Source organism: Microvirga sp. P4_G7, assembly GCF_056401005.1.
Window position 1 is genome coordinate 1 of sequence record NZ_JBFUKD010000249.1, and the last position, 4,914, is coordinate 4,914.

General features: G+C 61.8%; 8 protein-coding genes. 3 read left to right on the plus strand and 5 right to left on the minus strand.

Annotation, left to right across the window (positions count from 1 at the left end; translation table 11 throughout):
• Positions 1 to 346 (minus strand): transcription elongation factor (locus AC1DT3_RS12005; RefSeq protein ID WP_477465483.1); only part of this gene is annotated, 346 nt, incomplete at its 3' end.
• Between the two features lie 123 nt (positions 347 to 469).
• Here AC1DT3_RS12005 and AC1DT3_RS12010 point away from each other — a divergent pair.
• On the plus strand, positions 470 to 1,111 hold the full coding sequence (locus tag AC1DT3_RS12010) for a LysE family translocator (protein ID WP_477465484.1): 642 nt from the start codon (positions 470 to 472) through the stop codon (positions 1,109 to 1,111).
• Here the strand turns inward: AC1DT3_RS12010 and AC1DT3_RS12015 are convergent, their stop codons facing one another.
• Positions 1,112 to 1,495 carry a VOC family protein gene (locus tag AC1DT3_RS12015; protein WP_477465485.1) on the minus strand — a complete coding sequence of 128 codons (384 nt, stop codon included), beginning with the start codon at positions 1,493 to 1,495 and terminating at the stop codon, positions 1,112 to 1,114.
• Positions 1,496 to 1,712: 217 nt separating this feature from the next.
• Between AC1DT3_RS12015 and AC1DT3_RS12020 the strand changes: the two genes are divergently transcribed.
• Positions 1,713 to 2,138, plus strand: coding sequence for a DUF1236 domain-containing protein (locus tag AC1DT3_RS12020; protein ID WP_477465486.1), 426 nt, complete (start codon positions 1,713 to 1,715; stop codon positions 2,136 to 2,138).
• Between the two features lie 49 nt (positions 2,139 to 2,187).
• Here AC1DT3_RS12020 and AC1DT3_RS12025 read toward each other — a convergent pair whose 3' ends face one another.
• Positions 2,188 to 3,249 (minus strand): COX15/CtaA family protein, encoded by a 1,062-nt coding sequence (locus AC1DT3_RS12025; protein ID WP_477465487.1) that lies wholly within the window; start codon positions 3,247 to 3,249, stop codon positions 2,188 to 2,190.
• Between the two features lie 132 nt (positions 3,250 to 3,381).
• Here AC1DT3_RS12025 and AC1DT3_RS12030 point away from each other — a divergent pair, with 132 nt between their 5' ends.
• Complete coding sequence (locus tag AC1DT3_RS12030; protein ID WP_477465488.1) at positions 3,382 to 3,591, plus strand: DUF2842 domain-containing protein; 210 nt, start codon at positions 3,382 to 3,384, stop codon at positions 3,589 to 3,591.
• A gap of 45 nt (positions 3,592 to 3,636) precedes the next feature.
• On the opposite strand, the gene AC1DT3_RS12035 is transcribed toward AC1DT3_RS12030, so the two are convergent.
• Both AC1DT3_RS12035 and AC1DT3_RS12040 read right to left on the minus strand, forming a co-directional pair.
• Positions 3,637 to 3,987 carry a hypothetical protein gene (locus AC1DT3_RS12035; protein ID WP_477465489.1) on the minus strand — a complete coding sequence of 117 codons (351 nt, stop codon included), beginning with the start codon at positions 3,985 to 3,987 and terminating at the stop codon, positions 3,637 to 3,639.
• A gap of 142 nt (positions 3,988 to 4,129) precedes the next feature.
• Positions 4,130 to 4,914 (minus strand): helix-turn-helix transcriptional regulator (locus AC1DT3_RS12040; RefSeq protein WP_477465490.1); only part of this gene is annotated, 785 nt, incomplete at its 5' end.

The window sequence follows — 4,914 nt, forward strand, 5'->3', positions numbered from 1 at the left end:
CTTCATCCTCGCCGACGATCCGGTACCTTTGGTGGCGTCCATCTTCGCGCTTCAACACGACTGTGGAGCCGAAATGAACTTCGTCGGTATTTTCGGGTGGATCGATCACCTGTGCCGACGCGCGTCGCGAGGTCCAATAACGAAGATCCCTTGCGGTGTTAGCAATGGCGGCACTGTCGTCAGCGTTCTGGGCTTGCTCGCGCGCTTTCTGCAGCCGATCGAGTTCCGCCTCGATCAGCGACAAGCCCTCAGGTGTGACGAAGTTCGGGTGCGGCGAAATCGGTCGGTCCGGGAGGTCCTCGAACGCTTCGCCGCCTTCGGGTTCTTTGACAAATGCTCTGCTCATTTCAACCTAAGACCCTGGAAAGCCGCAAGTTCCACACCCACAAAGCATTACTCGTCGAAAGCAGGGCTTTAAGGCTGCGGCGGTCTGGCCTAAACGGGATCACCCTCGTCCCGGAACATCGTCATGGACCWTTCGCTTCTCGTGTCGGCCCTCATTGCCGGGTTCGTGTATGGCATCACGCCAGGTCCGGGAGTCCTTGCCGTCCTCGGGATCGGCGCGGATAGCGGGCGTCGAGCCGGCGCCGCATTCCTGACCGGACATCTCGCCGGGGACGTCTTGTGGTCAGGCCTTGCGCTGGTCGCGATCATCGGAGTCACGACGATCGGGACCTTCGTCTTCGATGTCCTCGGTACGGTCAGCGGAGCCTATCTGTTCTGGCTCGGCTGGCGAGCCCTTCGCGTCAAGCGTTCAGCCGATGGAACGCTACAGATTCCTGTTCGCCGCCCTCTCCTGCACGGGCTCACTTTCGGGATGACGAACCCGAAGGCTTATCCCGTCGCGGTCGCGACTCTGACAGCGCTTCTTTCCGCGCGGGCGAGCTCGTTGACATGGGAGATGCTCCCGGCACTGCTCGCCGCAAGCTGTCTTGGGGGTGCCTTCGCATACGCCATTCTCGTCCTCGTGATTGGTGCGAAGACCGTCCGCCGGACCTACCGGCGTTATGAGGTGCCTATTACCCGCGCGTCGGGTCTGATGTTTGTGGGGTTCGCTCTCAACGCGCTCTATCACGCGGTGCCGGGATTGCTCTTTCCCAAGCGAGCCTGATCAAGCATCTGTCGTCGGCGTCATCCACCCGACGACRCCGCCGCCTGGTTGTTTCAGGATGGTGAGGCGCCCGACGCTCGGCACGTCGAAAGGTTCTCGGAGCGCAATCGCACCCGCTGCGACAGCCTTCTCCAATCGCTTGTCGACATCGTCGACGGCGAGATAAGGCATCCAGTTCTCGGGCACGTTCTGAAATTCCGGGCCCTTCATCTCGAAGATCCCGGCGACCGGACCGTCCCCTGTATTGGCGACCCAGTATGTCATCCCATCAGCCATGGGCATCGGCTCGAAGCGCCAGCCGATCGTGTCCTCGTAGAATGTTCGCGCCCGATGCGGATCGTGCGTCATCAACTCGTTCCAGTGAAAGGCACCATGCTTCCACATGTGTCGCTCCGAAACGCAGTGGCACGCGTCCTGAAATGAACGCTTCGCCAAGTGGAAACGACTTCATCGCGAAGAGGTTTCAAAGTTCCCGTCGAAGCGGGGTATTTTTCGCTCCGTAGGAGCGGTTCAGCGAATCGCAGCCCGGCAGAAACGATCCTGGAACCGATGTGGAGCGATGCCGTTGTCGCCCCGACTTTCACGTTCATGGAGCAGTTCGATGTCGAAGAAAATCATCTTTGCAGGCCTTGTATTCGCACTCGCGGCGCCGGTCGGTGCGTACGCCCAGACTCGCAACGACAACTCGGCGGGTGGCGCAGCGGCAGGCGCGACGACCGGTGCTGTGGGTGGCGCGATCGTAGGCGGCCCAATTGGCGCAGCGGTCGGTGGTGTGACGGGTGCGATCGTCGGCGGCATCGTCGGTTCGCAGCAGCCGCAATTCCGCGAATATGTCGTGCAGCAGCGCGTACCGTCCTATGCGTATGAACAGCCGCTTGCGGTTGGCGCAGTGCTGCCTGAACGCGGTGTGACGTACTACGAAGTCCCGCAGCAATACGGCGCTCAGGAGTATCGTTACACCGTCGTCAACGACACGCCGGTGCTCGTCGACCCGCGTACGCGTCGCGTCATCCAGATCGTTCAGTAACAGTAGCGTTCATGCGTACGGAAAGCGGCCGAAAGGCCGCTTTTCCGATTCAGCCGTTGAGGCGCACGTGCGCGACGGCCACGGCGAGTAYGGCCATTGCAAAGAGCTGATGGGCTAGCCCGGCCCAAAGCGGCACGACGAGCAGCAACGTCACGATACCGAGCGCCATTTGCGCTAAGGTCATCCCAGCAAGCGCCGTCGCCATGCGGGCCGCTTTGGTGCCAGGTGCGCGCCGACGTATGCTCCACGCGTGCCAGACGGCAAACGCCACAAGTGCGTAGGCGAGCATGCGGTGGTTGAACTGCACGAGAACGACGTTGTCGACAAAGTTCTCGATCCACGGGCTTCCTGCAAACAAGGCTGCGGAAGGCGGAACGAAATGGCCATCCATCAGTGGCCAGGTATTGTAAGTCAGCCCTGCTTTAGAACCCGCGACGAGCCCGCCGAGTGCGATCTGGAGAAACACCACAAGGACGAGTACGCGCGGGCCTGAGCGGGCGATGCAGCCGATGCTGGTCTCCCGTTCATTCAACCCAGCAGCGACATAGACCAGGCAGGCGAGGATGATGCTCGCCACTGTCAGGTGCAGCATGAGCTTGATCGGCGCGACAGCGATCATGCCTGCTTCGAGGCCTGACGCCACCATGATCCAACCGATGCCCGCCTGCAGGCCGCCGAGCGCGCCGATGCACATGAGTGTCAGTGCCAGTCGGCCCTTGATTGTCCCACGCCACCAGAACCAGAGAAGGGGCACGAAAAACACGAACCCGATCAGGCGCCCGAGCTGGCGGTGTCCCCATTCCCAGGCGTAGATGAACTGGAACTCGGACAGTGTCATGCCCTTGTTCATCAACTCGTATTGAGGGATCTGCCGATACTTTTCGAACTCCGCCATCCAGGCCTCGGACGACAACGGAGGCAGCGCACCCGTGACGGGTTTCCATTCGGTGATCGACAGCCCCGAACCGGTCAGGCGGGTGGCTCCGCCGACCGCGACCATCGCAACGACAAGAGCCGCGAGAAGGTAGAGCCAGGCCCGAACGGCAGCCACTCCCGGCGGCCGCGCTATCTCGGCCGGCACCTGTCTTGGATCAGAGGCTGCGACAGCCATGCTTCACCCTCATCCTCACTTTGGGCTTGAACCCATGCTACGGCCTGTCCCATAGATGCGGAATCGAGGAGAGGCAACGATTGCCGATGCCGCATGCGCGGTCCTCGCAACCGTTCCAGGGTGGAAGTCTTTATGCGCAAGCGGAATCGCAAGCTCGTCGGCACGATCCTGATGCTGATTTTCGTCGTGATCTACGCTCCGGTCGCCATGGCGATCGCGGAAAGCCGGATCGTCGAAGCCCCGAAGCTCGTTCAGACGCTCGCCTATATCGTTCTGGGATTGGCCTGGATCCTGCCGATCATGCCGTTGATCCGTTGGATGGAGAAACCGGACGAGGCGTGACAAGGCCTGCGTGCGACAAGGCCCGCCGAAGCGGGCCTCAAAGCGTCAACGACAGACGGTGCGGCGGCGAGGCTGCCATCCCCAACCCGGCACCCACTCGCTGAAACGCTCGGTGAAACAGCGCTCCTCGTACACAGGCGGAGGCGGATAATAGGCCGGAGCGGGAGCGTAATAGACCGGCTCGGGTGGCGGCGGCGGCGCGAAAACCGGCTCTGCATAGGCTGGACCCTGCGAGGCGGCGATAGCGCCCCCGACAGCCAGACCACCGAGAACACCGAGAGCGGCAGCCGCTCCGGGCGACATCCGATCGCGTGCGGATGCGGGCTCCGCCGCGGCCAAACCGCCGACGAGCGCCAAGGCGGCAAACGTGGCGGAAGCGAAACCGAGGATCTTCATGGATCTTCACCTTGCGTCGCGTGAGACAGATCGCTCACAACCGCAACAGGTATAGGTCTCCGAACCTCGCTAAATCCTGAACGAAACATGGCGAAGTCGTGTCGCGTATCTTTGTTTCACGACAGAGTCACCAAAGCGTAAATCAATCGGCGGTCCGCAGCGGCACCGAGAGGAGCACGCGGATCAAATCCGCCTGCCGGTTGGTCTCGGTCTTACGGAACAGGTTCTTGAGATGGAAAACGACGGTCGTCTGCGCGACCTCCAACTCCTCCGCGATCTGCTCCAACCGCTTCCCGTCGATCAGCATCAAGGCGACGCGGGTTTCCGACGGCGTGAGATTATAGAGTCGCACGAGCGTATCGCCCGAGACTTTCGTGCGCTGTTCGGTGTCGATGAGAAGGACGACGACAGCGTCAGGCTGATCCTCCGGCGCAAGGCGCTGGCCCGGAACGAGCGCGAGATAGGGACGCCCTCCCGAAAGACGCGGGAACGGGATGATCTCGTCGAGGAACTCCTCATGAAAGGCGCGTGTGATGCTCTCTTCCAGTTTAGCGTTCTGCTTGGGAACGACGCCCTTCAGCTTGCCTTCCTCCAGGCCGAAGCCGTCATCCTCCGCGAGAATGCGATCGGCCTCCTTGTTCGTGACGCGAACCACTCCCTGCTCGTCGACGATGGCAACACCGACGAGGAAACGATCGAAGGCCAGCGTCGCCTTCTGCAACGCCTCCATCACCCGTCCCCGTGACGATTTCAGAACGTCTTGCCAGGCCTGTTCCGCCCTCTGCACCGCACCCTGACGCACGCGCGACACCTGTTCGAGACGGGTCGCGATGGTGGCGAGCAGGATCTCGTAGTCGATCGGCTTGACGAGGTAGTCGTCGGCGCCGGCCTGTTTGCCGACCAGAACGTCGTTACGGTCGGCAAGTG